We start from the raw sequence: 25530 nt of genomic DNA, 5'->3' as shown, positions 1-25530 counted from the left end.
AGTTCGGGAACAATAATGGCAGACAGAACCCAGCTGAGAGTAGCCGACAACAACGACATCGCCGAAGATGATCCGTTCGCTGAACTGACCAGGATCATGGGTTTCGATCCGCGCCAGCCGGTCAAGCCGCAGGCGCCAGCCGTCGAGACGGCTGCGGACGAGGGCGATTTCGACATCGACCTCGAGAAGGAGTTGATGGGCGAATTCGGCGATGAAGTCGGTTCCATGGAGGCCAGCCAGCCAGCTCCCGAGGTTCACCAGCCTGCCGCTGAGCCCTACGAACCTGCTGCCGAGATTCGCGAGCCGGCTTTCGAAACCACCGATGCCGCGATGGACGATGCGCTGGCTGCTTCGCTGGAATATGATTTCGTCTTCGACGATGCCGCCGATCTGGATTTCGGCGCTGCCCCGCAGGCTGCGGCTGCTCCCGTTGAACCCTCGGTTGCCGAACCTTGGTTTGCCGAGCCCGCATTCGACGAAGCTGCATTCGATGACGATTTCGACAATGCCGTGGCCAGTTCACTGGAAAACGTATCGCCGCTCGAAGACGACCTGCCGATTGATGACGAGCTTGCCGCTTCGCTCGAGCAGGGGTTGCTGCTCGATGACGATGCGACCGTCGCCCATGCCGCAGATGTAGCCCAGGTTGCTGCTGCGCCCGCCGACGATGTCGCGTTCGACGATGATTTCGACAATGCCGTCTCGATGTCGCTGGAAGACGAGCTGACGCTGGACGGTCCTGCGCCGGCGCAGGACCAGTATGCCGCGCCAGTAGCCGAGGCGCCGGTCGTCGGAGTCGCCGACCACACTGTTGCCGACGAGGATTTTGCGGGTCATTTCGATGACGCGATGGCCGATGTCGACATGGACTTTGCGGCCCAGGATTTTGCAGCCCAGGATTTTGCGGCCGAGCATTTCGAGCCTCAGGCTTTCGAGGCTCAGCCTGTTGAGGCCGAGGATCCGGAAGAGCGCGATCTGGATGTCAGCGATCTGCAGGCCAGCGCGCCGGTTGAGATGGATGCGCCGGAAGTGAACGAGACGCCGGCCTGGACTGTGGAGGCCAGCCCCTCTCATGAGACTGCGCACGAAGCATTCGACGATTTCGATCTGAGCATCGATGATGCGCTTGCCGATCACGAGCCGGTTGCCGAGATCGCACCCACTCCGGTTCAGCCAACTCCGGTCGCACCAGCCTATGTGGCGCCTACCAATATGGCGACCCCGGCCGCTCCGGTCGCTGACGAACGGACGTTGGAAGATGAACTCAACGCGCTGCTTGGCGCCATGACCACACCACGCCCGGCGCCAGTCGCGCCGATTCCGGTCGTCACCGAGCCCACCAGGGCTGCCGCCATCGAGCCCGCCAGGACTTATGAGCCGGTTGCCCCGGTGCAGCGGTCCGTCGCAACGCCGGTCGCTCCGGTCGATAATCTCGACTGGGACCTGGACGAACACGCGCCGGCTCCTCAGGAGGCCCGGGCGGACGATGCCGATTTCGACGATCTGCTTGCCGGCGAACTCGAGGGCCATGAGCCCGAGATCGAGTTCGATGATCATGCCTTCGATGCGGCGCTCGCCAAGGGCATCGATCTCGGTAATGACACGGCAGCACCGGTCGCTGGCGATTGGCGCTCGACGCCGCCGGAGCCGGCGCGTTCGTGGAGCCGCGTGACTCCCACCCCGGCCCAGCCTTCCTTTGCAGCGCAGCCGCAACCTTCTTTTGCAGAAAAGCCGTCCATGCCGCCGGCGGCAGCGCCAAGCTATCGCGACCAGCCGGTTGCAGCTGCTGCCTATGTGGCGCCGACGCCATCGCGCCAGGCGCCGCCTCAGGCCTATGACGAGATGCCGGATGTCGAGACGGTCGATGTGCCGGAGCGTGTGGTGGCGATTGCCGACGACCTCGACATTCCAGAACTCAGCTTCGAGCAAGACGAGCCGGCCGCCTATGACGACATCGACGGCGAATTCGCCGGCATGCTCAACGAGATGAACGCGGTGGAAGTGGCGCCGCCCACTGCCGCACGCAGTGCCGGCTATGATGACGATTCCTACAGTTCCGGCTTCAGTTCGGGCCACGAGCTCGACCAGCGCGCCTATGCGGCGCGGCCAGCCGAAGTGCTTGCAGCCACGCAAGCTCACCACGCCGATGCCGCCGGCGGCTTCGACATGGACGATCTGCCCGGCAGCCAGCCGGTTTCGCAGGCCGACGATTTCGCGGTCGACGAACTCGACTACGATCCGGATCTGGACGAGGCAATGGCGGTGCCGGGCCTCGCCGAGCAGGAAGCCGCACGGCCGCGCAGGAGCGGCCTGCTGGTCGCGGGGGTCGTTGCTGCGGTTGCGATTGCCGGCGGCCTTGGCGCCTTCGCCTTGTCGTTCGGCGGAAAGGGCGGCAGCGATGCGCCGGTCATTGTCAAAGCCGACAACAGGCCGATCAAGGTCAAGCCCGAAAATCCGGGCGGCGCCGTGGTGCCGAACCAGGACAACAAGGTTTATGATGCGGTCGCCAAGGGCACCAAGCCGGCCGAGCCGGTTCAGGAGAAGCTGGTCACCAACACCGAAGAGCCGGTCGATGTGAAGGCGCAGGAGCCTGAAAGCCGCGTCGTCGATCTGTCGCCCGACGATACTGCCCCAGGCCCCAACGCTGCCGGCAACCCCGAAGCTGCCGTCAACCCCGAAGCTGCCGTCAACCCCGACGCGGCTGTCGCGCCGGCGCCAAAGTCCGAGGACCGCATCGCTCAGGTGCTGCAGGAAGCCGACAAGAACCCCGATACGGTCGCCGTTGCCCCGCGCAAGGTGCGGACCATGGTGGTCAAGCCCGACGGCTCGTTGGTGGCCCGCGAGGACTCGACGCCGGCCGCGCCACAGGTTGCGGCGACTGAGCCGCTTGACCCGGCGCCGCAGCACGTCGCCCCTTCGGCCGATGCCGAGCAGACCGGCACCGTGGCGCCTGCCGATCAGGCAAATAGCGACCAGGCAAGTGCCGAGACCGCCAAGCCGGTCAAGCCGGTGAAGCCGGCGGCCACGCCGAAGGCTGAGACCCAGTCCGCCAACACGCCGCAGACGGTTGCCGTGGCGCCGCAGCGCCCGTCCGACCAGCCGGTCGACGTGGTCGGCGAGGTCAAGCCCGACCAGGTTGCCTCCATCCCGGCGACGGCTTCGACATCGGGCGGTTCGTGGTCGATGCAGATCGCTTCGCAGCCGACGGTCGAAAGCGCCCAGGCCAACTACGCCGACCTGCAGCGCCGCTATGGAAATGTGCTCGCCGGTCGCACCGCCAACATCGTCAAGGCGGAGATCGCCGGCAAGGGCACCTTCTACCGTGTCCGGGTGCCTGCGCAATCGCGCAACGATGCGATCAATCTGTGCACCAGCTACAAGGCTGCCGGCGGCAACTGCTTCGTTTCGCGGTAAGGCCGGATCCAATTATCAGAGCCGGTGCGTTCCCAAGGGTCGCGCCGGCTTTTTCATGTGGATGGGCGAGAGGTTGAGGCGCTTGCCGTCCGGGGAGATTCCCTTTGCCGGCGCGAAGCCCTAAACTGGTGGAATGACCGAATCAAAATCCATGATCCTCGGCTGTGCCGGGAAATCGCTGACCCGCGAAGAAATCCGTTTCTATCGCAATGAATGCCCGTGGGGCTTCATCCTGTTTGCGCGCAACATCGGCGAAACCGAGCAGATCCGCGATCTGGTCGCCGAAATGCGCGACTGTATCGGGCGCCCCGATGCGCTGGTGTTCATCGACCAGGAAGGTGGCCGGGTGCAGCGCCTGCGGCCGCCGCTGGCGCCGAACTATCCCGCCGGCGGCGCGCTCGGTGCATTGTGGCGCAAGGACCATGATGCCGGCACCCGCGCTGCCTGGCTGATGGCGCGGCTGCACGCCTTCGACCTGTTACGCTACGGTATCTCTGCCGATTGCCTGCCGGTGCTGGACGTGCCGATCGAGGGCGCCAGCGACGTCATCGGCGCGCGCGCCTATGGCAAGGAGCCGCGCCCGGTCATCGAACTCGGCCGCGCGGCGGCGGAAGGGCTGATGTCGGGCGGCGTGCTGCCGGTCATGAAGCACATTCCGGGTCACGGGCGCGCCTTTGCCGACACGCATTTCGAACTGCCTGTGGTGGATGCCTCGCTGAGCGACCTGCAGCGGCATGATTTCGCCCCTTTCCGCGAGCTTAGCCATCTGCCGATGGCGATGACGGCGCATGTCGTCTATAGCGCCATCGATCCGAACAACCCGGCGACCACGTCAGGCAAGGTCATCGACGAGATCATCCGCCGCGAGATCGGCTTCGACGGGCTGTTGATGAGCGACGACACCTCGATGAAGGCACTTTCTGGGGATTTCCCGACAAAGGCGGCCTCGATCCTTGCGGCGGGCTGCGATCTGGTCCTTCACTGCAATGGCGTTTTCGAGGAGATGGCGGGCATCGCATCGCGAACCACGGGACTTGAAGGGACATCGCTGGAGCGCGCCAAGCGGGCGCTGACCTATATAAGGGATCGCGACCGGGCCGACGAAACCGAGATACGCGCCGAGTTTGCCACCTATTTCGATGCGGTGGCCTAGAGACGGATGATTTCAGGTCTGTTCGACCTGAAATCTGAATCCGTCTCTAAATTAGATAGAGAGAGCATGATGTCGTCCGAAAACCGCTTCACACTTTTCGGCATCATGCTCTAACCAGAGGTAAAGGAACAAGTGGCGGAGACATTGGACAGCAAGGCTGCGAAGGCCGCACCGATGGACCGTCTGTGGGCCGAGAACGACGATTCACGGGTCACCGGCGACCCGTCGCTTGTCGTCGACGTCGCCGGGTTCGAAGGTCCGCTCGACCTCTTGCTGCATCTCGCCCGCAACCAAAAGGTCGATCTGTCGCGGATTTCCATCTTGGCGCTGGTCGAGCAGTATCTGACCTTCGTCGAGACGGCGAGGGCGCTAAGGCTTGAGCTTGCCGCCGACTACCTGGTGATGGCGGCGTGGCTGGCCTTCCTCAAGTCGAAGCTCCTCATCCCCAAGCAGCCCGGCGAGGAAGGCGAAAGCGGCGAGGAACTGGCCGCGGTGCTGCAGTTCCGGCTGAAGCGTCTGGAGGCCATGCGCGACGCCTCGGCAAGGCTGGTCAACCGCAACCGGCTCGGCCGCGACGTGTTTGCACGCGGCATGCCTGAAATGGTCATCGTCGAGAAGCGTAACGCCTATTCGGCCTCGCTCTACGATTTGCTCACCGCCTATGCGCAGCAGCGCCAGAAACAGGCGATCACCAATGTGACAATTGCCCGGCGTGGCGTGTGGTCGCTCAAGGATGCGCGCGATATCCTGACCCGGCTGATCGGCTCGCTGCGCGACTGGACGGCGCTGGACAGCTATCTGATCAATTACCTGACCAGCCCGGACGAACGGCGTACCGCGATTGCCAGCTCGTTCGCGGCGTCGCTGGAACTGGTGCGCGAAGGCAGCATCGAGATGCGACAGGACCAGGTGTTCGCGCCGCTCTATCTGCGCGGCCGCGCGCAACCAATCAAGGCAGTCGAGGTGGCATCATGAGCGAACGCGCCAACGCTTCGGTCATTCCGTTCAAGGTCGAAGAAGAGACCGAGGAGGGCATTATCGCCCAGGACCCGACTGATACCCTGCTTCTGAATCCTGGCGAACGGCTGCATATGGCCGAAGCCATACGCATGGCCGAGGCGATCGTGTTCGCCAGCGCCGAGCCGGTCAGCGAAAAGCAGCTCGCAGCCAGATTGCCCGATGGCATCAGCATTGCCGCTGCCATGGCTGAGCTGCAGCAGATCTATGCGCGGCGCGGCGTCAATCTGGTTCGGGTCGGCGATGCCTGGGCGTTCCGTACCGCCGGCGATCTCGCCTTCCTGATGAGCCGCGACACGGTGCAGCAGCGCAAGCTGTCGCGCGCCGCGCTCGAAGTGCTGGCGATCATCGCCTACCACCAGCCGGTGACGCGCGCCGAGATCGAGGACATCAGAGGCGTCGAGACCTCGAAGGGCACGCTGGATACGCTGCTCGAAACGGAATGGGTGCGCATGCGCGGCCGCCGCCGCACGCCCGGCCGTCCCGTCACCTACGGCACGACAGACACTTTCCTCGACCATTTCGCACTGGAGGAGATCCGCGATCTTCCCGGGATGGACGAACTGAAGGGGGCAGGGCTGCTCTCCGGCCGCATGCCGTCGAATTTCGCCATCCCGTTGCCGCCGGCCGATCCGGACGCGCTGACCGAGGACGAGGATGCGTTGACCGACATCGATCTCGAGGAACTCGGCCTGCTGACGCCGCGCGTCACGGAAGATTGACCGCAAGCCGCTGTCAAAAAGCTGCATTGCTGCGGTAGATGCGCCGATTGGTAGCGGGCAGCTTTGCCGAAAATGCGTGACATAAGCCGCGCCTTCATAAACTTTGTCGCTGTTGTGTTTGAATCCCAACGCGAAAACGCATAGATCATCGCCAGGGAAAACATTCGAGAGAGAGTTACAATGGGTTCATTTTCGATTTGGCACTGGATGATCGTGCTGGTGATCGTGCTGCTGGTGTTCGGCCGCGGCAAGATACCCGAGCTGATGGGCGACATGGCCAAGGGCATCAAGAGCTTCAAGAAGGGCATGGCCGATGACGATACCGCCGAAGACAAGCGCACCGTCGAGCACCGCCCGGACGAGACCGTTTCGGCAGTGAAGGAAAAGGCCAGCAAGAGCTGAGCCGAAGGTTGTTGCTTTTGTGCAAGTCGTTGTCCCAAAACCGCTTCGCACTTTTGGGCGACAAGCACTAGTCGGAACTGATTGCCATGTTTGAAGTCGGCTGGACCGAAATGCTGGTGATCGCGATCGTCATGATCGTGGTCGTCGGACCCAAGGATTTGCCCAATATGCTGCGCACCTTCGGCCGCACGACGGCGAAACTGCGTGCCATGGCCTCTGACTTCCAGAAGCAGTTCAACGAGGCGTTGAAGGAAGCCGAGCTCGACGACGTCAAGAAGTCGGTCGATACGCTGCGCGGCCTCAATCCGGCGGCCGAGATCCGCAAGCAGCTCAATCCGTTCGAACAGGCGGCAGCAGAGGTTCGCTCCGGCGTCGATGCGGTGATGAAGCCGAAGCCCGCCGTCGACCCCGCAACGCCGGCGGCAGAAACACCACAGGCGGCCGAGCCGCTCAAGAACGGCGCGACGGTGATGCCCGGCGTCAACGGACCGGAAACAGCGCCGGCGGCGCCGATCCTTCCGGCGATGACCGACGAGGCGGTGGTGACACCGGCTGCAGCAACAGCAGCGCCACGAAACGCGCGCGCCAAGGGGGCTGCGATATCAAAGGCCCCGGCAACCAAAACAGCGGCAGCCAAGGCAGCACCGGCAAAGCCGGCGCCTGCGGCGAAGGTTGCGGCCAAGCCGTCAGCGGCGCCCGCCAAGGCTGCACCCGGAAAAGCCGCCACCAAGCCGGCTGCTGCACCGAAGGCAGTCACAAAGGCTGAGCCGAAGCCTGCGCCGGCCACGAAGCCCGCGTCCAAGAAGACGGCGGGGGCCGCCAAGTGAGCATTACGGACAGCGAAAAGGACGAGATCGAGAAGTCGTCGGCTCCGCTGATGGAGCATCTGATCGAACTGCGCCGGCGGCTGATCTGGTCGATCGGCGGTTTCTTCGTCGCCTTCCTCGTCTGCTTCTTCTTTGCCAAGAAGCTGTTCAATCTTTTGGTCGTTCCGTTCAAGTGGGCCACGCAGTGGGCCGGGCTCGATCCGCACAAGGTCGAGCTGATCTATACGGCGCCGCAGGAATTCTTCTTCACCCAGGTCAAGCTCGCCATGTTCGGCGGCATGGTCATCGCCTTTCCGCTGATCGCCACGCAGATCTACAAATTCATCGCGCCAGGCCTCTACAAGAACGAACGCAACGCCTTCCTGCCGTTCCTGATCGCATCGCCGATCCTGTTCCTGATGGGAGCGTCGCTGGTCTATTTCTTCTTCACGCCGATGGTGATGTGGTTCTTCCTCGCCATGCAGCAGGCCGGCACCGACGACCAGGTGCAGATTTCGCTGCTGCCGAAAGTGTCGGAATATCTCAGCCTGATCATGACGCTGATCTTCTCTTTCGGCCTGGTGTTCCAGCTGCCGGTGGTGACCAGCCTGATGACGCGCGTCGGCATGCTGTCGTCGAAGGCGCTGGCCGAGAAGCGCAAATGGGCGATCGTCATCGCCTTCGTCGTCGCGGCGGTGCTGACGCCGCCTGATCCGATGAGCCAGATCGGTTTGGCCATCCCGACCATCCTGCTCTACGAGGTGTCGATCTGGGCGGCCCGGCTGATCGAGCGCGATCAGGTCAAACAGAAGCTGGCGCGCGAGAAGCAGGAAGCCGCCGAAGCCGTGGCCGAAAAGGCGGCGGACGCGTCCTCAAAGCAGGCTCGTTCATAGGCTGTCGCGTTCGGGTATCCGCGTTAGCGGAAAAACGCGACAGCCGCTGACCCTCATCTTGCATCGATGAAGGATGCGGTTTACCCCCTCAGCCTTATTCTGAGGACGAACCAACCATGCTTGATATCAAATGGATTCGCGACAACCCGAAGGCCCTTGTCGAGGCGCTGGCCAAGCGCTCGTGGTCGGCTGACGAGGCGCAGTCCACGGTCGATGAGCTGATCAAGAAGGACGAAGCGCGGCGCGAGCACGTCACCGAGCTGCAGACCAAGCAGGAACGCCGCAACGCCGCCTCGAAGGAGATCGGCAACGCCATGCGTTCGGGCGACACGGCACTTGCCGAAAAGCTCAAGGCCGAAGTCGGCGATATCAAGACCTTCATCCAGAATGGCGAGGCGCGCGAGCGCGAGCTCGACAAGACGCTGAACGATGCGCTGGCGGTGCTGCCGAATGTGCCGCTCGACGACGTGCCGGTCGGCAAGGACGAGCACGACAATGTCGTCAAGCATATCGTCGGCGAGGTGCCGACTCGGCCGAACTGGGTGAAGGAGCATTTCGAGATCGGCGAAGCGCTCGGCATGATGGATTTCGAGCGGGCGGCAAAGCTGTCGGGATCACGCTTCACCGTGCTGAAGAGCGGGCTGGCGCGGATGGAGCGCGCCATCGGCCAGTTCATGCTCGATCTGCACACGACCGAGCATGGCTATGAAGAAGTCATCCCGCCACTGATGGTGCGCGACGAAGTGCTTTTCGGGACCAACCAGCTGCCGAAATTCGAGGACGACCTGTTCTTCGTGCAGCATGGCGATGGCCGGCTCGGGTTGATTCCAACCGCCGAGGTCCCGCTCACCAACCTGGTGCGCGAAGAAATCACGGCCCATGAAAAGCTGCCGCTGCGCTATACGGCGCTGACGCCGTGCTTCCGCTCGGAAGCGGGCTCCGCCGGCCGCGACACGCGCGGCATGTTGCGCCAGCACCAGTTCTACAAGGTCGAGCTGGTCTCGGTCACCGACCAGGAGTCTTCGCTCGCCGAGCACGAGCGGATGACGCAGTGCGCCGAAGAGGTGCTGAAGCGACTGGAGCTGCCGTTCCGCACCATGGTCCTGTGCACGGGCGACATGGGGTTTGGCGCGCGCAAGACCTACGACATCGAGGTCTGGCTGCCTGGACAGAACGCCTATCGCGAGATCTCGTCCTGTTCAGTGTGCGGCGACTTCCAGGCCAGGCGCATGGATGCCCGCTACAAGGACAGGGACGGCAACGGCAACCGCTTTGTGCACACGCTGAACGGTTCGGGCACCGCTGTCGGCCGTGCGCTGATTGCCGTCATCGAAAACTACCAGAATGAGGATGGCAGCGTAACCATTCCTGAAGTGCTGCGGCCTTATATGGGCGGTCTGGCGAAGATCGAATCGAAGTAATGCGCATCCTTCTGACCAATGATGACGGCATTCATGCCGAGGGCCTGGCGTCGCTCGAACGCATCGCCCGCACGCTGTCGGACGATGTCTGGGTCGTGGCGCCGGAGCAGGACCAGTCCGGCTACGCGCACTCGCTGTCGATCTCGGAGCCGCTCCGGCTGCGCAAGATCGGCGAGAAACACTACGCCGTGCGCGGCACGCCGACCGACTGCGTCATCATGGGCGTCAAGAAGATCCTGCCTGGCGCGCCGGACCTGATCCTGTCCGGTGTCAATTCCGGCGCCAACATCGCTGACGACGTCACCTATTCCGGCACCGTCGCCGGCGCCATGGAAGGCGCGCTGCTCGGCATCCGCTCGATCGCACTCAGCCAGGGTTATTCCTATGTCGGCGAGGACCGCGTCGTTCCCTATGAGACCACCGAGGCGCTGGCGCCGGCGTTGCTGAAAAAGCTCGTCGCCATGCCGCTGCCGGACGGCGTGCTGCTCAACGTCAACTTTCCCAACTGCCTCCCTGACGAGGTTGCCGGCACCGTCGTGACGTCGCAGGGCAAGCTGGTGCACAGCCTTTGGGTCGACGAGCGCCGCGACGGGCGCGGCCTGCCTTATTACTGGCTGCGCTTCGGCCGCGAGCCGGTCGAGGGCAAGCAGGGCACCGATCTCCATGCTCTGCGCAACCGGCTCGTGTCTGTGACGCCGCTGCAGCTTGACCTCACCGCGCATGAAATCCGTGACCAACTGACCAAGGCGCTGTCTGAATAAGGTGTTCGCATGAAGAAGGTTCTGGCATGAACTTGCCGCTCGACGATCGCGAGGGTTTTGCCGCTTTCCTGCTGCGCCTGCGCGGCCAAGGCGCGGTGCCGAAGGCGCTGATCGCAGCCTTCGAGGCGACGCCGCGGCGCGGCTTCCTCAACGGCCAGTTCCATTCCATCGCCTGGTCGGACGGCATGCTGCCGATCGAATGCGGCGAGGCGATCGAGGGCGCCGATCTGCAGGCGGCGGTGATTGCGGCCCTGGCAATAGAGCCCGGCAACCGGGTGCTGGAGATCGGCACCGGCTCGGGCTACACGGCAGCGGTGATGTCGCGGCTCGCGGCGCGCATCGTCAGCGTCGACCGCTACAAAACGCTGGCCGAGCAGGCCAGGCAACGCTTCGAGGCGCTCGGCATCGGCAATGTCATCGTGCGCCAGGCCGACGGTTCCAACGGGCTTGCCAATGAAGCGCCGTTCGACCGCATCGTAGCCTGGGCGGCTTTCGACAGCCTGCCGCGCTTCCTGCTCGACCAATTGTCGAGCGGCGGCATCGTCATTGCCCCGATCGGGCCGGAGGAGGGCGAGCAGGTGCTGGCCAAGCTGACCAAGGTCGGCAGCCGCTTCGAGCGCGAGGATATCGGCACCGTGCGCCTGCAGCCGATCCTGCGCAGCGTCGCGGCGGTTATTTAGGTGCGCTGATATTCATGTGAGGCCGGCCTGCAAATGGCAGGTTCCTGCGCTTCCGGTGCTCACATGTTTGAGTACGCTCCGCTCCGGCCTTCGCCGGTCGAAGCCGTCATAAATGCCTCCGCTCTATGAAGGCTACGGCCGGCGTAGGCCGGTTCTCAGAACCTGTCATTTTCGACTCGGCCTGACCTGAATCTCAACGCACCTTCGGCGCGTTCGAAAATGTTTTAAGAAAATTTGCGTCTGATTCTATGGGGTTAACCCGCCAGTAACATTAACGCGCTTTAATCATGACCAGTGTGTACCGGGTCTGTGCGGGTTAGTGCGATGCAATTCAGTGTTTTGAAGGCAAACGGGCGTACTCTGTCGCGGGGCTGCGCTGTCCTCATGCTAGCCGGAGTGGCGGCGGGGTGTAGCTCCCAAGTCTCGCGGTTCAATGGTGTCGACGACGTCTTCACCTCCTCGACCAACAATCAGCGCGCCATCATCGACAAGCAGAGCACCGCTCAGCCCTATCCGGGCGATGTGGCGGCCGAGCCGATCGCTGCGGCACCTGTCGATGGCAGCCATAACCAGTCGGTCAGCCGCTCCAGCCTGGAGCCGGTCACCGTCCAGCAGCTGCCGCCGCCGAGCGCGCCCAAAGCTGCTCCGATGCGTACCGCTTCCGCGCCGGCGCTTGCACCGGCACCGCATGTCGACAGAACGACTACCGGCACCGTCCAGCCGGCGAGGCCGTTCAAGAATGCCGGTGACTCCGATCCGAAACCAGTTGCGGCTGGTACGCCGCATGCGACCGAGATCGTGGTCAGCGACGGCGAGACCATTTCCGGCATCGCTCATCGCTATCATGTGCCCGCCGACGTGATCATGAAGGTCAACGGCTTGAGCGCCACCAAGGGGCTGAAGACCGGTCAGAAACTGGTCATCCCGGCCTATGCCTATTCAAGCAAGGGGACAGAGCCGAAACTTGCCGACGGCAAGCCGGCAAACAGCCCCAAGGCGCCGGCGCCGGAAAAGGTCGCCGTGCTGCCGCAGCAGCCGAAACTCAAGGACGGCAAGTCCGCCGCGCAGGTTGACGCTTCGGCAGCGAACAAGCCGAAGACCGACAAGCCGGCGCAGACGGCCTCGGCCGCGCCAAAGGCCGGCGCGGGCACCTACACGGTCCAGTCAGGCGACACCATGTCCTCCATCGCCAGGAAGACCGGCGTTGGCGTCGTGGTGCTGAAGCAGGCGAACGGCATGCAGGACGGCCTGCTCAAGATCGGCCAGACGCTGAAGGTTCCGGCAGGTGGCACCGCAACGGTCGCCAGCGCCAAGCCGGCCAAAGTTGATCCGGTGACGACCGCGACCACCCAACCGGCGGCAAAGCCGACGGAGACACTCGCCACCTACACGCCGCCGAAGAAGGACGCCAAGGTTATCCAGCAGGCCGAGGACGACGATGCTGTTGCGCCCGATGCCACCGGCATCGGCAAGATGCGTTGGCCGGTGCGTGGCCGCGTCATCTCCAATTTTGGTGGCGGCAAGGATGGTGTCGACATCGCCGTGCCTGAGGGGACGCCGGTCAAGGCGGCCGAAAACGGCGTGGTCATCTATGCCGGCGACGGCCTCAAGGAATTCGGCAATACGGTTCTGGTGCGCCACGAAAACGGGCTGGTCACCGTCTATGGTCACGCCAGGTCGATCGAGGTGCAGCGCGGCCAGAAGGTCAAGCGCGGCCAGGAAATCGCGCTGTCGGGCATGAGCGGGACCACCGACTCGCCGAAACTGCACTTCGAAGTGCGCAAGAACTCGGCCCCGGTCGACCCCTCTGGCTATCTCGAATAGAACAATAAACGTTTTGCAGGCCGTCTGACCTCCAGTCCGGCCCGCCGGCTCAGCCCGCTCCGCAAGGGGCGGGCTTTTTCAGTGACCTGACGGAAATCAATCAGTCGTTCAGCGGCTTGCCGAGCCGGCCGGCCAGATCCTGGGTGAACTGCCAGGCGACGCGGCCCGAGCGGCTGCCGCGCGTCGTTGCCCATTCCAGCGCCTCGGCGCGCAGCTGCTCCGGGTCGATAGTGAGCCCGTGATGGCTGGCATAGCTGTTGACCATGTCGAGATATTCGTCCTGCGAACATTTGTGGAAGCCGAGCCACAGGCCGAAACGGTCGGACAGCGAAACCTTTTCCTCGACCGCCTCGGACGGGTTGATGGCGGTCGAGCGCTCATTGTCGATCATGTCGCGCGGCAACAGGTGCCGGCGGTTCGACGTGGCGTAGAAGATGACATTGGCCGGGCGGCCCTCGACGCCGCCTTCAAGGGCTGCCTTCAGCGACTTGTAGGAGGTGTCGTCATGGTCGAAGGAGAGGTCGTCGCAAAACAGGATGAAGCGAAACGGCGCCGCCTTCAGCAGGCCCATCAACCTGGGCAGCGTGTCGATATCCTCGCGATGGATCTCGATCAGCTTGAGCGGCAGGTCGGATTTGGCCTGGGCGTTGATCTGCGCATGCACGGCCTTGACCAGCGAGGATTTGCCCATGCCGCGCGCACCCCACAACAACACATTGTTGGCGGCATGGCCGGCGGCGAAGCGTTCCGTGTTTTCGACCAGAATGTCGCGCACGCGGTCGACGCCGCGGATCAGGCCGATGTCGACGCGGTTGACCTTGCGCACCGGCTCGAGATAGCCGGGGTCGGCCTGCCAGACGAAGCAATCGGCAACCGCAAGATCGGTTTGCGGCACCGGCGGCGGGGCGAGGCGGGTGACCGCCTCGATCAGGCGGTCGAGCTTTTGGTTCAGGGCCTCGATGGTGCTGTCGGTCATGTCTCGTCTTTTATGTTTCCGCACGAACGTGCGTAGGGGCCGAAATCGTCTTGATCCGGGCGAGATAGAAACTGGTTCCAAGCTTTTGTTTGGGCATGATCTTTTGCGAAAACCACGCCCGTATTCCGGGAGCATGCTCTAACACGGGTCAACCGGCCGGAAAAGCAGCTGAAAGCCCGGCCGCGCAGTTGCATTGGTAACTTTACCCACTATATTCCGGCCAAATTTGGCGAGGCCGCCCTACGGCCTTCTTCGTAACCAGGAGTTCTTGATGTTCGTCACACCGGCATACGCCCAAGCTACCGGAACTCCGCTTGGTCCGTTCGGGGATATCGGCATGATACTCCCGTTCGTTCTGATCTTCGTGATCATGTATTTCCTCATCATCCGGCCGCAGCGCGCCCAGTTGAAGAAGCGCCAGGAGATGATCTCGGCCGTGCGCCGTGGCGACACGGTCATCACCGGCGGCGGCTTCGTCGGCAAGGTGACCAAGGTGATCGACGACAATGAGCTTGAGATCGACCTTGGCGGCGGCACCAAGGTGACGGCGCTGCGCTCGACGATCGCCGATGTTCGGGTCAAGGGCGAGCCGGTGGCCAACCAGAACGCCAAGAAGTAAGCCAGTTTCCCAAGCGGAGCGATCCGCGGGCAGAGCTCTGACAAAAGACGGCGTATGGTCCATTTTTCGCGCCTGAAAATGATCCTGATCTGGCTTGCTATGGCCACAATGCTCGTCGACGCGCCCAGTCTTCACGCTGCCGGCGCGGACGTGCTGCTTCGATTGGACGCGACCGATGTGATCGATCGCCGGTTGGAGGCGACGCGTGACGAAATCAGGACGCTGCTGCGCGATGCAAGGATCGGCTATACTGGTCTTGCTAAGTCGGGTCGGGCCGTTCAGGTGCATATCACCGACGCCGCTCAGGTCGGCGCGGCCAAGATGGCATTGGAGGCGGTGACTGATCCTGTCCTTGGCAGCGCTGGTCCGGTCCAGGAAGTGATCCTGGATGATACCGGAGCAGCGTTGCTCAAGTTCACGGTAACAGACACAGGTATCAAGTATCGGATGTCGATCGCGCTTGCGCAGTCGATCGTGGTCATTAAGAATCGCCTGCGTGATCTTGGTGTAGCCGACCCAGTAGTGCGGCCAGAGGGCGAAGACGGTATGCTGGTCCGGACCTCGGGCGTTGCGGATTTGCAAAGGCTGAGGAGAATTCTCACCCGAACCGGAATGCTGACTTTTCAGTGGGTTGATGAGTCGATGCCGGTCGCTGATGCGATCAATGGCCGGACGCCCGCTGGCTCGGTGGTGGTTTATTCGAAGGACGATCCACCGGTTCCCTATCTGGTTGAGAGCCGAACGATCGTTTCCAGTGACGACATTGTCAATGCTCAGGCGACTCCCAACTCCGTCACAAATGAGCCGGCGGTTTCGTTCACCTTCGATTCCAGGGCAACGGCACGCGTTGCGCAGGCGACCTCGCAGAATGTCGGCAAGCTATTTGCGATGATCCTCGACAACCAAGTGCTTTCGGTGCCAGTCGTCCGCGAGCCAATTCTTAACGGCCGCGGCCAGATATCGGGCAACCTTACAAAGGAGAACGCCGATGATCTGGCCTTGCTTTTGCGTTCCGGACCGATGCCTGCACAATTGAAAATAGTCGAGTAGCGCACGATAGCGCCCGGCGGTGATCAGAATTAGAATGGAACCGACAGAGGCGATTGACGCCGAAACCGCTGCCGGCGGCAGCGCCAAATTGACCTCAGCGCGCTCGACAATCGGCGAAGTGCGGGTTAAGGGCGAGCCGGTGGCAAATAAGAACGCCAAGAAATAACCGAATTGTCGGCGGAACGATCCGCCAGTACGCCCTGACGGACAACGCCATATGCTGTATTTTTCGCGCCTGAAGATGATCCTGATCTGGATCGCCGTGGCCGTCACATTCATCCTTGCCGCGCCAAATCTCTTCCCGGCCAGCACATTGGCGCAATTGCCCAACTGGGTGCCGAAGCGGCAGATGACGCTTGGTCTCGATCTGCAGGGCGGTTCGCACATCCTCTTGCAGATGGACCAGAACGACCTGGTCAAGGCGCAGCTGGAAACGACGCGCGACGAGATCCGCACGCTGCTGCGCGATGCCAAGGTGGGCTATACCGGCCTTGGCGGCACCGGCAGGACCGTACAAGTGCGCATCACCGATCCAACCCAGATCGATGCCGCCAAGGCGGCGCTTAAGCCGCTGACCGATCCGGTCGCCGCCGGCCTGTTCACCGGTGGCTCCATCCAGGAGATGTCCCTGGATGATTCCGAAGCCGGGCTGCTCAAATTCACCGTCACCGACGCCGGCATCAAATACCGCACCTCGGCCGCATTGGCGCAGTCGATCGAAGTCGTCGAGCGTCGCGTCAACGAACTCGGCACCACCGAGCCGATCGTGCAGCGGCAGGGCGACGACCGTGTACTCGTCCAGGTGCCGGGCCTGCAGGATCCGCAAAGGCTGAAGGAGATCATCGGCCAGACCGCCAAGATGACCTTCCAGATGGTCGATACCTCGATGTCGGTGCAGGATGCGCTGAACGGCCGCCCGCCGGCAGGCTCCTCGGTGCTTTATTCGCAGGACGATCCGCCGGTTCCGTATCTGGTGGAAAATCGCGTCATCGTGTCCGGTGAAGATCTTGCCAAGGCGACGGCAACCTATGATTCCCGAAACAACGAGCCGGTGGTTTCGTTCGTCTTCAACTCGCGCGGTGCGACACGATTCGGCCAGGCGACGCAGCAGAATGTCGGCAAGCCGTTCGCCATCATCCTCGACAATCAGGTGATTTCGGCGCCGGTGATCCGCGAACCGATCCTCGGCGGCAGCGGCCAGATCTCAGGCAATTTCACCGCCGAAAGCGCCAACGACCTCGCCGTGCTGCTGCGCGCCGGCGCGCTGCCGGCAAAGCTGACCGTGATCGAAGAACGCACCGTCGGCCCGGGCCTCGGCCAGGATTCGATCCATGCCGGCAAGGTCGCCGGCATCATCGGCTCCATTCTCGTCGTCGCCTTCATGTTCGTCGCCTACGGACTTCTCGGCTTCCTCGCCAACATTGCGCTCGCCGTGCACGTGGCGATGATCGTCGGGGTCTTGTCGCTGCTTGGCGCGACACTGACCTTGCCCGGCATTGCCGGTATCGTGCTGACCATCGGCATGGCGGTCGATTCCAACGTGCTGATCTATGAGCGTATCCGAGAGGAGCGACGGGCCGGCCGTTCGGTCATCCAGTCGATCGACACAGGCTTCACCAAGGCGTTGGCGACCATCGTGGATTCCAACGTGACGTCGCTGATTGCCACGGTCGTGCTGTTCTATCTCGGCACCGGACCGGTCAAGGGCTTCGCCATCACCTATGCCATCGGCATTTTGACCACGGTGTTCACCGCCTTCACCTTCACCCGTCTGCTGGTGTCGATCTGGCTGCGCCGTGCGCGTCCGAAGGAATTGCCGCGTGCGCCGGTGACCTTCGTTCCGGCCGGCACGAAAATCCCGTTCATGGGCATCCGCCGCTGGACGTTCGCACTGTCCAGCCTGCTGTCGATCGCGTCGGTTATCGGATTCCTGACCATCGACATCAACTACGGCATCGACTTCAAGGGCGGCTCGATCATCGAGGTGCAGTCCAAGCAAGGCGACGCCGATATTGGCGATATCAGAAGCCGGCTGTCGGAGCTCAATATCGGTGAAGTGCAGGTCCAGCAATTCGGCGCGCCGAATGACGTGCTGATCCGCGTTGGCACCCAGGATGGCGGTGAGAACGCCGAGCAGACCGTCATCGACAAGGTGCGCGGCGAGCTGCAGGACAATTACGATTTCCGCCGCGTCGAGGTGGTGGGTCCCACCGTTTCGGGCGAACTGGCCAAGCAAGGCACGATTGCGATGATCATCGCGCTGATCGGCATCCTGGTCTATGTCTGGTTCCGCTTCGAATGGCAGTTCGCGGTCGGCGCAATCGTGGCGACGGTGCACGATGTGGTGATGACGCTGGGCTTCTTCGTCATCACCGGGCTCGAGTTCAACCAGTCTTCGCTGGCGGCGATCCTGACCATTATCGGCTATTCGCTCAACGACACGATCGTCGTCTATGACCGTGTTCGAGAAGATTTGCGAAAATACAAACGAATGCCGCTCCCACAATTGTTGAACAACGCCATCAACGAGACGCTGTCGAGAACGACGCTGACTTCGGTGACGACCATCCTGGCGCTGCTGGCGCTCGTGTTGTTCGGCGGCGAGGTGATCCGCTCGTTCACCATGGCGATGCTGTTCGGCGTCGTCTTCGGCACCTATTCGTCGATCTTCATCGCAGCGCCCTTGCTGATCCTGTTCAGGCTCAGGCCGCAGGGAGCGAGCGCCGATGAGGAGAAGCCGGTTGGTGGCGGCAAGGCCATGGCGACCTGACGGCTGCGCTGGTGGCAAAAGGCATCGTCATCCGCGAGGCGCATTTCCCCGGACGGGCGCCGATCGAAGCCTACGGCAATGGCGGCTTCCGCTTCGCCGACATGTCGCATCGCGGCTCGCTTCTTTGCCTGCCCTCCGGCATCCATGGCTGGGAGCCGGCCGATCCGCTGGCCCTGACGGCGGCGGATTTCGACCTGCTGCTGGCTGAGGCCGGCAAGGTCGAGATCCTGCTGGTCGGCACAGGCAAGGATTTGCGGCCCTTGCCGACAGCACTTCGGGCGGCGCTGAAAGCGGCTGGCATTGGCTCCGACCCGATGTCGACGGGGGCAGCGGTGCGGACCTACAATGTTCTGCTTGCCGAAGACCGCGCCGTGGCCGCGGCGCTGATCGCCGTCGACTGACGTGACCGATACAGCTGACATCGTCATGGAGACGGTGCGCGCCGGCGACCATGACCGCTATGTCAGCGCACTCTATGCACCGGCCAACAAGCGCGCGGCGCTGTTTTCGCTTTACGCCTTCAATGCCGAGATTGCGTCTGTCCGAGACCGCATCCACGAGGCATTGCCGGGCGAAGTGAGGCTGCAATGGTGGCGCGATGTCATCGCTGCTGAAGCCGCAGCCACAGGCAACCCGCTCGCCGATGCGCTGAAGGCGACGATTTCTGCCCATGGCCTGCCCAAAACTGCCTTCGACAACATGCTCGAGGCCCGCATCTTCGACCTCTATGACGATCCGATGCCGTCGCGCACCGATCTCGAGGGATATTGCGGCGAGACGGCGGCCGCGCTGATCCAGCTGGCGGCGATGGTGCTCGATCCCAATCAGGCGCCGCCCTTTGCCGAACTGGCGGGCAGGGCCGGCTGCGCCCAGGCGATGACCGGCCTGTTGCTGCTGTTGCCGCTGCATCGCCGGCGCGGGCAATGCTTCGTGCCGGCGGATATCCTTGCCGCGGTAGGCTCATCGCCGGAAGAGTTCGTCGGCGGCGACGACGGCCCCGGCGCTCAGCGCGCGGTGGCTGCGATGATTGCATTGGCGCAGGAGCATCTCCGCGCTTTCGAGCAAGGGGCGTCCGCACTTCCGGAAACGCTGCGTCCGGCGTTCCTGCCGCTGGCGCTGACCAGCGCCTATCTCGGCAAGATGGCCAATGGCCGCTCGCCGCTTGGTGGCGCAGCCCGGCTTTCGGCTCTGCGCCGGCATTGGCTGTTGCTCAGGCGCGCAACGCGGGGTTGGCCAGCGAGTTGACGTTAACGTCAATCGCGTTAGGACTCTGAGACTTGGCTATTCAGCAGCTTCCGATGTTTGCGCCGGCAGCCCTAGCCACTCCCGACAATCTGCCCGCGCGCGTGAGGTGATCGCGTGGCGCTTGGCCACCGTCTTGTCCTTGCCGCGCAGGCGTTTGCCTTCGGTCTTCGGTGCTTCCACCGGCGGGAACAGGCCGAAATTGACGTTCATCGGCTGGAACGAGCGTTTGCCCGGCTCGTCGTCGGAAACGATGTGGCCGCCGGTGATGTGGTTGAGCAAGGCGCCGAAGGCGGTGGTGAGCGGTGGCAGCGATGGCGCGTGGCCGAGCCGCTCGGCGGCGGCGAAGCGGCCGGCGAGCAGGCCGATCGCCGCGCTCTCGACATAGCCCTCGCAGCCGGTGATCTGGCCGGCAAAGCGCAGGCCCGGCCGCGACTTCAGCTGCAGCGAGGCGTCGAGCAAGGTCGGCGAATTGATGTAGGTGTTGCGGTGCAGGCCGCCGAGACGGGCGAACTCGGCGTTTTCCAGGCCCGGAATGGTGCGGAAGACGCGCACCTGCTCGGCATGCTTCAGCTTGGTCTGGAAACCGACCATGTTGTAGAGCGTGCCCAGCGCATTGTCCTGGCGCAGCTGCACCACGGCATAGGCTTTTACCGTCGGATTGTGGGCATTGGTCAGCCCCATCGGCTTCATCGGCCCGTAGCGCAGCGTCTCAACGCCGCGCTCGGCCATGATTTCGATCGGCAGGCAGCCGTCGAAATAGGGCGTGCCTTCCCACTGCTTGAATTCGGTCTTCTGGCCGTCGACCAGCGCCTGTACGAAGGCGAGATACTGGTCCTTGTCCATCGGGCAATTGATGTAGTCCTTGCCGGTGCCGCCGGGCCCAACCTTGTCGTAGCGCGACTGGAACCAGCAAATGTCCATGTCGATCGTGTCGAAATGGATGATCGGGGCGATGGCGTCGAAGAAGGCCAGCGCGTCGGCGCCGGTTGCCTCGGCGATCGACTGGGCGAGCGACGGCGCGGTCAACGGGCCGGTGGCGATGATCGCCTGGTCCCATTCCGCCGGCGGCAAGCCCGGCACTTCCTCCCGCTCGATGGTGATCAGCGGGTGCGCTTCGAGCCTTTTCGTCACCGCGTCGGAGAAGCCGTCGCGATCGACGGCCAGCGCGCCGCCGGCCGGCACCTGGTTGGCGTCGCCGGCACTCATGATCAGCGAGCCGGCCAACCGCATTTCGGCATGCAGCAGGCCGACGGCATTGTTCTCGGCATCGTCGGAGCGGAAGGAATTGGAACAGACGAGTTCGGCAAGCCCATCGGTCTTGTGCGCATCGGTGCCGCGCACCGGGCGCATCTCATGCAGGACGACGGGAACGCCGGCTTGCGCTGCCTGCCATGCGGCTTCGGAGCCGGCGAGGCCGCCGCCGACGACGTGGATAGGATTTTTGCTCATGAGCGCCGGAATAATCGCTTGGCGCGCCGTTTGCAATTGGCCGGTGCGAGCGTGGGTCATTGTCGTGCAGCGACGGAGCTCGACTTTCTTATGTCCGCGGCGACGGTCTGATGGCGGCGTAAAGCGCCTCGATCGACTGCATGCGCAATTGAAAAGCCTGCCCAAAAACAACAACACCCGCCGCGGGAGGAGGTGCGGCGGGTGTCGTTTTTGGGGCCGATCCTCGGGAGGAGGTGGGGATCGGCCGTATTCGCCATCGCCGGGGAGGAGGTCGGCTTTGACGAAATTCTTTTCGCCGGATCGAGGGAGGCGAAATCCCTGGAAGACGAACTGCGTTCACTTTGAAGACGAACTAGCGTTCGCTTCGGAAAGACGAACTGCGTTCGCTTTGGAAACAGCGCCCGCCGCGGGAGGAGGTGCGGCGGGCGCCGTTTTGGTGGTCAACCCTCGGGAGGAGGTGAAGGCTGACCGTATCCGTCAGGGTCGGGGAGGAGGTCGACCCTGGCGAAATTCTGGCTAGATCGTCGCCCTGCGGGCGATGATCTTGATCTCGTCACGGACGATGCCGAGATCATGGAGCTGACGGTTCGAAAGGCGACCCAGCTCGGTAACGGTGTCGCGGTAAACGCGCCAGTTACGATAGTTGCGGATCAGGTTCATTGTCGTTCTCTTTTTCAAAACTGGTTCGGACCATTTGCGATCCGAAGAGGATTAGACCGCCTTGCGGGCGACGTAGTGGATGTCGCTGCGGCTGATGCCGAGGTCGGTCAGTTCACGGTTCGATAGGCGGCTCAGCTCGGAGACGGTGTCCCGGTAGCGGCGCCAGTTGCGGTAGTTGCGGATCAGGTTCATGGTAGTGCTCGTTTCGTCTTTCTTCGGATCATTCCGTTTGTGTACGAACAGTAAATAGGCTGGGTAATATCGATTTAAAAGTGCTGTTGGCGCATGGCAGCAATGCAAATTGTGCAATGCAACATTAACGCGCGTTCACGGCTTCGTCATGAAGAGACCCGAATCGGAAAATGACGTTGCGTCAACGATTTGAGCGGATCGGCTGTCAGAAAGACCAAGCTGGGGGAGAAGCGACATGGCGAGTTATTCGTCACGGGCGAGGGCCGATATCGGGCGGTGGCTGCAGGCCGGCCTGATCGACGCGAAGACGGCCGATGCGCTTAAGTGCGACATCGACGCAAACGAGCGCAAATCGCTGAGCTTCGGCACTATATTGGCCATGATGGCGGCGCTGCTGTTCGGCGCCGCGATCCTGCTCTTCGTCGCCGCCAACTGGGACGCCATCCCGCGGCTGGTGCGGGTCGCGGCACTGTTTGCCGTCATTCTCGCCGGCTATGTCGGCGGCGCGGTGTTGAAGATGCGCGACCATGCGGCGATCGGCGAGGCGCTGTGGATCGTGGCCGCCGCGGCCTTCGGCGGATCGATCGCGCTGATCGGCCAGATGTACCATCTCACGGGCGACGAGGCCTCGGCCATCGTCACCTGGGGCATCGGCACGGCACTTGCCGCGGTGGCGTTGCGCTCGAACCCGCTGACGGTCGCTGCCGTCGGCATATCCATTGCCTGGCTGTTCGTGCGCGCGTTCGACTTTTATGACCGCCCCGTATTTCCGGATTTCTTCGTCGTGATGGCGCCGGTGCTTTTTGTCGTCTCATTCTGGACGCGTAGCCAGCCGGCACGCCACTTGATCATTCTCTCGGTCATTTTCTATATCGCGGTGCGCGGCCTGGACCAGAACACGCTCGCCCTGGCTATTCCTCTGGTCGCGGTGTCGGCGCTGCTGTTTGCGGTTTCGATCTTCGCCGCTGGGCCGGCCGACCGGATCTTGCAACTCGGCGGGCGGTTGCCTTTGCACGCCTTGATCGGCTTTCTCACCGGGCTGGCGATGATGCAGATCGAACTGGGCGATGACAACGCCTTCAGCAACGGCTTTGCCATTGCGTCGGTCATCGCACTGGCCGGCATTGCCGCGGCGATCATGCTGGGCGGGCGCGAGAGCAGGGGGCTGCGCTGGGTTGCCTATGCCGGCTTTGCCTTCGAGCTCGCCATTATCTATGTCGTGACCTTGCAGACGATGCTCGGCACGGCCGGCTTCTTCCTGGCTGCCGCAGTGCTGTTCGGCATCCTGGCTCTCGTCATCATCCGTGTGGAAAAACGCATGAAGGCCCCGGAAGGAGCGGCAGCATGATGTCGGGAAAGAAACTTGTCATCTCGGCGCTGGTCCTGGCGCTCGTCCAGATCGGCTTCCTGAGCTGGATCATCGCCGGCCGCGCGGCGATCCTGCGCAACGGCAAGGAGGTCTTGCTGAAAGTCGAGCCGGTCGATCCGCGCGATCTGCTGCGCGGCGACTATATTATCCTCGGCTATGAAATATCGCGCTTGCCGGTGAAGCTGATCGCCAACATCCCGGCCGGCCAGCTCGTGAGCGAGAACACGCCGATCGTGGTCCGGCTGAAGCCGGGCGCCGACGGCTATTGGCATGCGACCACGGCCTGGTTCGGCAGGGCTCCGACGCCGGCGACCGCCGATGAAGCCGATATTGTCGGCCAGGTCGCGCCGGGCTGGACGCTTGATCCTGAATCCACGATCGCACCGCAATACGGCATCGACCGCTTCTACCTACCTGAGGGCCAGGGCATGGCGATCCAGAACGACATGCGGGTGCGGCCATTCGGCGTGCGCGTCGCGCTCGCCGCCAGTGGCCAGGCGCAGATCAAGGGGCTGATGGACGGCGACAAGACATTGTTTGAGGAACCGCTCTACTAGAAGACATTACCCAGGGCATGGATTTCGGCAACGATCGATCGCTCCGCCCTCATGCAAACCAGACGGGCGAAGACAATGCCGATTACGGTGACGACGCGCGAAGATATCAATCTCCATGCCGTTTTGCGCGTCGCCTGGAGAAACGACACGGTCGAAATCGGCGACAAGGCCTTGCAACGCATTGCCGAATGCCGCGCCTCGTTCCTGAAACTCATTGAGTCCGATCCGCCGCCGGTCATCTACGGCGTCACCACCGCCATGGGCGAGCTGGCAAGCCGCAAGCTCGAACTTGACGAGCGCGACCGCCATGCGCGCATCAAGGCTTTTGCCGCCGCCACATCCTTCGGGGAGCCGTTGCCCGAGCGCGTGGTCAGGGCGATCGTGCTGGCACGGCTGACCAATTTCATCGAAGGCAATGCCGCCACCACGCCGGTCATCGCGCTAGCCGTTGCGGCGATGCTCGACGGTGGACCGATGCCGGTGGTGTCGTCGCAGGGGCAGGGCGGCGCCGGCGAGATCCTGGCGCTCTATCCGCTGTTTGCCGCGCTTACCGCTGGCCTGGAGCTCGAAGTGAAGGAGCGGGGCTCGCTGATCAACGGCTCGCCCTGCGCTGCCGCCCTTGTGGCGGACGCAGCACTTGCCGCACGCCGTCGCGTCGCGATGGCGCACAAGGTGTTTGCGCTGTCGATCGAAGCCTTTCGTGCGCCGCTCGAGCATTATGATGCCGCGCTCGACGGGCTGTGGGGCGACGCGCACGAAGCGGCCGCCTTGCAAGGGTTGCGGCAATACCTGGTTGGCGCCGGCGACGGCCGGCGCAACTATCAGGCGCCGGTCAGCTACCGCATCATGCCGCGCGTGCTCGGCCATGCGCATCGGGCGCTGGCGGGCGCCGAGCAGGCGGCGACCGTGTCGCTGGCCTCGATCTCGGACAATCCGGTCTATATCCCGCCCGACGATGCGCATCCGCTGGGACGCTGCATCTCCACCGGCGGCTACCACAATGCCATGGCGACACCGGCATTGGACGATCTGGCGGCGATCTGGGCCGATCTCTGCCTGCTTTGCGACCGCCACGCCTCAAAGCTGCTGAACGGCAAGGTGTCGCTGCTGCCCGATCTGTTGATGACCGGGCGGCATTGGGCCGACAGCGATGGCCATGGCAATGTCGGCTATGTCCCGATGGCGATCACCGGCTATCTCGAACAGGCCAAGCTCGCGGCGCAGCGCACCTTCATTCCGGGCACCGAATCGGCCGGCGCCGGCCAGGACGACGTCGCCACCACCGCATTCTTCGCCTGGACCAAGGAAGCGACGGCCGGCCGCTGCCTCGATGCGGCAATGGCGATGCTGGCGATGATCGCCTCGCAGGCCCTGTACGTGACTGAACGCGCCGCGCCGCCGGCATTGCAGGATTTTGTGGCGGATATCAGGAAGATCGTGCCGCCGGTCGACGCCGACCGGGTGCTGGGGCCGGAGCTGGCGAAATTGGCGGAGTGGTTTACCGGTCAAGTGTTTGAAGTGTAGGCCGTCGCCGCCAGTCCTCCTACGCC

23 protein-coding genes are annotated in these 25530 nt (G+C 63.3%); 19 read left to right on the top strand and 4 right to left on the bottom strand.

From position 1 onward, the window contains the following. Positions 1-15: 15 nt before the first annotated feature. The 11 genes from ACYG97_RS11255 to ACYG97_RS11205 all read left to right on the top strand — a co-directional run bounded on the left by ACYG97_RS11255 (position 16) and on the right by ACYG97_RS11205 (position 13093). On the top strand, positions 16-3414 hold the full coding sequence (locus tag ACYG97_RS11255) for an SPOR domain-containing protein (protein WP_023733695.1): 3399 nt from the start codon (positions 16-18) through the stop codon (positions 3412-3414). A 133-nt stretch (positions 3415-3547) separates the two neighbouring features. Next, positions 3548-4567, top strand: a complete 1020-nt coding sequence (gene nagZ, locus ACYG97_RS11250; RefSeq protein WP_023681654.1) for a beta-N-acetylhexosaminidase — start codon at positions 3548-3550, stop codon at positions 4565-4567. Between the two features lie 174 nt (positions 4568-4741). Continuing rightward, a complete protein-coding gene (locus ACYG97_RS11245; RefSeq protein ID WP_023667690.1) occupies positions 4742-5542 on the top strand; it encodes a segregation and condensation protein A in 801 nt (266 codons plus the stop codon). Then, positions 5539-6306 carry an SMC-Scp complex subunit ScpB gene (gene scpB / locus ACYG97_RS11240; protein ID WP_023667689.1) on the top strand — a complete coding sequence of 256 codons (768 nt, stop codon included), beginning with the start codon at positions 5539-5541 and terminating at the stop codon, positions 6304-6306. The genes ACYG97_RS11245 and scpB overlap by 4 nt, the downstream gene beginning before the upstream one ends. 180 nt (positions 6307-6486) lie before the next feature. Next, the gene (locus ACYG97_RS11235) at positions 6487-6708 is read left to right on the top strand and encodes a twin-arginine translocase TatA/TatE family subunit (RefSeq protein ID WP_023681650.1); all 222 of its coding nucleotides are present in this window, start codon (positions 6487-6489) and stop codon (positions 6706-6708) included. 86 nt (positions 6709-6794) lie between these two features. Beyond that, positions 6795-7535, top strand: a complete 741-nt coding sequence (tatB, locus tag ACYG97_RS11230) for a Sec-independent protein translocase protein TatB (protein ID WP_023688218.1) — start codon at positions 6795-6797, stop codon at positions 7533-7535. Next, positions 7532-8407 carry a twin-arginine translocase subunit TatC gene (gene tatC, locus ACYG97_RS11225; RefSeq protein ID WP_023667686.1) on the top strand — a complete coding sequence of 292 codons (876 nt, stop codon included), beginning with the start codon at positions 7532-7534 and terminating at the stop codon, positions 8405-8407. Before tatB ends, tatC begins: the two co-directional genes overlap by 4 nt. A 116-nt stretch (positions 8408-8523) precedes the next feature. Next, positions 8524-9828 carry a serine--tRNA ligase gene (serS, locus tag ACYG97_RS11220; RefSeq protein ID WP_023706002.1) on the top strand — a complete coding sequence of 435 codons (1305 nt, stop codon included), beginning with the start codon at positions 8524-8526 and terminating at the stop codon, positions 9826-9828. Continuing rightward, a complete protein-coding gene (gene surE, locus ACYG97_RS11215) occupies positions 9828-10589 on the top strand; it encodes a 5'/3'-nucleotidase SurE (RefSeq protein ID WP_023710683.1) in 762 nt (253 codons plus the stop codon). Before serS ends, surE begins: the two co-directional genes overlap by 1 nt. Positions 10590-10615: 26 nt before the next feature. After that, positions 10616-11269, top strand: a complete 654-nt coding sequence (locus ACYG97_RS11210) for a protein-L-isoaspartate(D-aspartate) O-methyltransferase (protein ID WP_023667683.1) — start codon at positions 10616-10618, stop codon at positions 11267-11269. Between the two features lie 324 nt (positions 11270-11593). Next, positions 11594-13093 (top strand): peptidoglycan DD-metalloendopeptidase family protein, encoded by a 1500-nt coding sequence (locus ACYG97_RS11205; RefSeq protein ID WP_023688223.1) that lies wholly within the window; start codon positions 11594-11596, stop codon positions 13091-13093. Positions 13094-13193: 100 nt separating this feature from the next. On the opposite strand, the gene ACYG97_RS11200 is transcribed toward ACYG97_RS11205, so the two are convergent. After that, positions 13194-14069 carry an ATP-binding protein gene (locus tag ACYG97_RS11200; RefSeq protein WP_023688224.1) on the bottom strand — a complete coding sequence of 292 codons (876 nt, stop codon included), beginning with the start codon at positions 14067-14069 and terminating at the stop codon, positions 13194-13196. Positions 14070-14340: 271 nt separating this feature from the next. Here ACYG97_RS11200 and yajC point away from each other — a divergent pair, with 271 nt between their 5' ends. The 5 genes from yajC to ACYG97_RS11175 all read left to right on the top strand — a co-directional run bounded on the left by yajC (position 14341) and on the right by ACYG97_RS11175 (position 19753). Beyond that, positions 14341-14688 (top strand): preprotein translocase subunit YajC, encoded by a 348-nt coding sequence (yajC, locus tag ACYG97_RS11195; RefSeq protein ID WP_023667680.1) that lies wholly within the window; start codon positions 14341-14343, stop codon positions 14686-14688. A gap of 54 nt (positions 14689-14742) precedes the next feature. Then, complete coding sequence (locus tag ACYG97_RS11190; RefSeq protein WP_023688225.1) at positions 14743-15738, top strand: SecDF P1 head subdomain-containing protein; 996 nt, start codon at positions 14743-14745, stop codon at positions 15736-15738. A gap of 217 nt (positions 15739-15955) precedes the next feature. Then, the gene (gene secDF, locus ACYG97_RS11185) at positions 15956-18508 is read left to right on the top strand and encodes a protein translocase subunit SecDF (protein ID WP_023667677.1); all 2553 of its coding nucleotides are present in this window, start codon (positions 15956-15958) and stop codon (positions 18506-18508) included. A gap of 11 nt (positions 18509-18519) precedes the next feature. Then, positions 18520-18909: an Mth938-like domain-containing protein gene (locus ACYG97_RS11180; RefSeq protein WP_023688226.1), complete on the top strand. Its 390-nt coding sequence runs from the start codon at positions 18520-18522 to the stop codon at positions 18907-18909. A gap of 25 nt (positions 18910-18934) precedes the next feature. Further along, positions 18935-19753 carry a phytoene/squalene synthase family protein gene (locus ACYG97_RS11175; RefSeq protein WP_023733694.1) on the top strand — a complete coding sequence of 273 codons (819 nt, stop codon included), beginning with the start codon at positions 18935-18937 and terminating at the stop codon, positions 19751-19753. 36 nt (positions 19754-19789) lie between these two features. Here the strand turns inward: ACYG97_RS11175 and trmFO are convergent, their stop codons facing one another. The 3 genes from trmFO to ACYG97_RS11160 form a co-directional block, all read right to left on the bottom strand. Then, a complete protein-coding gene (trmFO, locus tag ACYG97_RS11170) occupies positions 19790-21202 on the bottom strand; it encodes a methylenetetrahydrofolate--tRNA-(uracil(54)-C(5))-methyltransferase (FADH(2)-oxidizing) TrmFO (RefSeq protein WP_023733693.1) in 1413 nt (470 codons plus the stop codon). Between the two features lie 516 nt (positions 21203-21718). Further along, entirely contained in the window at positions 21719-21862 is a 144-nt protein-coding gene (locus ACYG97_RS11165; RefSeq protein ID WP_023667673.1) for a DUF1127 domain-containing protein, read from the bottom strand. Between the two features lie 51 nt (positions 21863-21913). Then, on the bottom strand, positions 21914-22054 hold the full coding sequence (locus tag ACYG97_RS11160) for a DUF1127 domain-containing protein (protein ID WP_006335194.1): 141 nt from the start codon (positions 22052-22054) through the stop codon (positions 21914-21916). Positions 22055-22289: 235 nt separating this feature from the next. On the opposite strand from ACYG97_RS11160, the gene ACYG97_RS11155 reads away from it, so the two are divergent. The 3 genes from ACYG97_RS11155 (at position 22290) to ACYG97_RS11145 (ending at position 25504) form a co-directional block, all read left to right on the top strand. Beyond that, entirely contained in the window at positions 22290-23402 is a 1113-nt protein-coding gene (locus ACYG97_RS11155) for a DUF2157 domain-containing protein (RefSeq protein ID WP_023733692.1), read from the top strand. Further along, positions 23399-23980 carry a GDYXXLXY domain-containing protein gene (locus ACYG97_RS11150; RefSeq protein ID WP_023733691.1) on the top strand — a complete coding sequence of 194 codons (582 nt, stop codon included), beginning with the start codon at positions 23399-23401 and terminating at the stop codon, positions 23978-23980. Before ACYG97_RS11155 ends, ACYG97_RS11150 begins: the two co-directional genes overlap by 4 nt. Positions 23981-24055: 75 nt before the next feature. After that, positions 24056-25504 (top strand): aromatic amino acid lyase, encoded by a 1449-nt coding sequence (locus ACYG97_RS11145; RefSeq protein WP_023733690.1) that lies wholly within the window; start codon positions 24056-24058, stop codon positions 25502-25504. The last annotated feature ends 26 nt before the right edge of the window (positions 25505-25530 follow it).

The sequence above is a fragment of the Mesorhizobium sp. W067 genome (genome assembly GCF_054719525.1).
Note: the sequence above shows the minus strand (reverse complement) of the source record. Positions and strands in the feature narration are given on the sequence as shown.

What these genes read in the sequence shown, in the direction of transcription:
- ACYG97_RS11255 (WP_023733695.1), top strand. Translation starts at nt 16, where the DNA reads ATGGCAGACAGAACCCAGCTGAGAGTAGCCGACAACAACGACATCGCC.
- nagZ (WP_023681654.1), top strand. Translation starts at nt 3,548, where the DNA reads ATGACCGAATCAAAATCCATGATCCTCGGCTGTGCCGGGAAATCGCTG.
- ACYG97_RS11245 (WP_023667690.1), top strand. Translation starts at nt 4,742, where the DNA reads ATGGACCGTCTGTGGGCCGAGAACGACGATTCACGGGTCACCGGCGAC.
- scpB (WP_023667689.1), top strand. Translation starts at nt 5,539, where the DNA reads ATGAGCGAACGCGCCAACGCTTCGGTCATTCCGTTCAAGGTCGAAGAA.
- ACYG97_RS11235 (WP_023681650.1), top strand. Translation starts at nt 6,487, where the DNA reads ATGGGTTCATTTTCGATTTGGCACTGGATGATCGTGCTGGTGATCGTG.
- tatB (WP_023688218.1), top strand. Translation starts at nt 6,795, where the DNA reads ATGTTTGAAGTCGGCTGGACCGAAATGCTGGTGATCGCGATCGTCATG.
- serS (WP_023706002.1), top strand. Translation starts at nt 8,524, where the DNA reads ATGCTTGATATCAAATGGATTCGCGACAACCCGAAGGCCCTTGTCGAG.
- surE (WP_023710683.1), top strand. Translation starts at nt 9,828, where the DNA reads ATGCGCATCCTTCTGACCAATGATGACGGCATTCATGCCGAGGGCCTG.
- ACYG97_RS11210 (WP_023667683.1), top strand. Translation starts at nt 10,616, where the DNA reads ATGAACTTGCCGCTCGACGATCGCGAGGGTTTTGCCGCTTTCCTGCTG.
- ACYG97_RS11205 (WP_023688223.1), top strand. Translation starts at nt 11,594, where the DNA reads ATGCAATTCAGTGTTTTGAAGGCAAACGGGCGTACTCTGTCGCGGGGC.
- ACYG97_RS11200 (WP_023688224.1), bottom strand. Translation starts at nt 14,069, where the DNA reads ATGACCGACAGCACCATCGAGGCCCTGAACCAAAAGCTCGACCGCCTG.
- yajC (WP_023667680.1), top strand. Translation starts at nt 14,341, where the DNA reads ATGTTCGTCACACCGGCATACGCCCAAGCTACCGGAACTCCGCTTGGT.
- ACYG97_RS11190 (WP_023688225.1), top strand. Translation starts at nt 14,743, where the DNA reads ATGGTCCATTTTTCGCGCCTGAAAATGATCCTGATCTGGCTTGCTATG.
- secDF (WP_023667677.1), top strand. Translation starts at nt 15,956, where the DNA reads ATGCTGTATTTTTCGCGCCTGAAGATGATCCTGATCTGGATCGCCGTG.
- ACYG97_RS11175 (WP_023733694.1), top strand. Translation starts at nt 18,935, where the DNA reads ATGGAGACGGTGCGCGCCGGCGACCATGACCGCTATGTCAGCGCACTC.
- trmFO (WP_023733693.1), bottom strand. Translation starts at nt 21,202, where the DNA reads ATGAGCAAAAATCCTATCCACGTCGTCGGCGGCGGCCTCGCCGGCTCC.
- ACYG97_RS11165 (WP_023667673.1), bottom strand. Translation starts at nt 21,862, where the DNA reads ATGAACCTGATCCGCAACTATCGTAACTGGCGCGTTTACCGCGACACC.
- ACYG97_RS11160 (WP_006335194.1), bottom strand. Translation starts at nt 22,054, where the DNA reads ATGAACCTGATCCGCAACTACCGCAACTGGCGCCGCTACCGGGACACC.
- ACYG97_RS11155 (WP_023733692.1), top strand. Translation starts at nt 22,290, where the DNA reads ATGGCGAGTTATTCGTCACGGGCGAGGGCCGATATCGGGCGGTGGCTG.
- ACYG97_RS11150 (WP_023733691.1), top strand. Translation starts at nt 23,399, where the DNA reads ATGATGTCGGGAAAGAAACTTGTCATCTCGGCGCTGGTCCTGGCGCTC.
- ACYG97_RS11145 (WP_023733690.1), top strand. Translation starts at nt 24,056, where the DNA reads ATGCCGATTACGGTGACGACGCGCGAAGATATCAATCTCCATGCCGTT.